Genomic DNA, 823 nt, shown 5'->3' with positions numbered 1-823 from the left:
CCGGCCCCCGCAACCAATTTCAGACGATAGTTGCAGTTTGAGTGGTTGGTATTTTCTAGCTCTCAGATCGTCACGGATGCGCCGCCCAGTTCACTTTGGCTTTCGCTCCATTCCATCGCTCTTTTCATAATGCTGCGAAGCATGAATCCCCTAAAAGCATATCTTAATCCGCATCAAATGATGTCGGACGGTTTCGTTTGTGTTTAAAACACGATATGAATCGGCTGGCGTAATCATTTCATGATGTTCGGAGCGTTTTACCTATGTTAATTAACAGAGTTATCCACATATAACGTTCTGTGGATAAGTTGGTTGATAAAGTGTTTTTAGCTTGAGGATTTTGATGGGTAAAGAAAGATCTTTTCTTTTTTAGGAAGTCTTGGTTGCTGGTGATTTGGTCTTAACTTATTGTTATTTAAGGTTAAATGTATTATTTCATCGGATCGAATACGTTAAAATACGATCATAACCTTGTCTTTTTTTGATCCTAGTCATTTACTCAGGTTGTGTTTAACTTTTTTTTGCAACCCATTTTTAATCAAATCTAGAATTTTTTTCCACATTACAGAATTGAGAACAGGGTCATGTATTGAGCATGCAAAAAGTGTTTTCAATCTCTTGCATATAGGCTACGCACTAGGCATCCCTAGGTAAGCCTTTCTCAACAATTCTAATTAAACGCTTTTTCTTCGTCTCAATCGGTTCTGCATCTACAGAAGGGATATGGTTGAGCTGCTGGGTAAGTGCCCATTCGATGTGCTCATCCAGTAATTTACTTTCACCAAGTCGCGCATTAAGTGCGTCTATCACCCGTTGGCTGTAT

1 pseudogene is annotated in these 823 nt (G+C 39.2%); it reads right to left on the bottom strand.

Annotated elements, in window-relative coordinates:
• Nucleotides 1-636: 636 nt before the first annotated feature.
• A pseudogene (locus tag R7P74_RS25735) lies at nucleotides 637-823 on the bottom strand (tRNA epoxyqueuosine(34) reductase QueG); the annotation flags it as partial.

This window comes from Vibrio sp. 2033, assembly GCF_033339735.1.
Note: the sequence above shows the minus strand (reverse complement) of the source record. Positions and strands in the feature narration are given on the sequence as shown.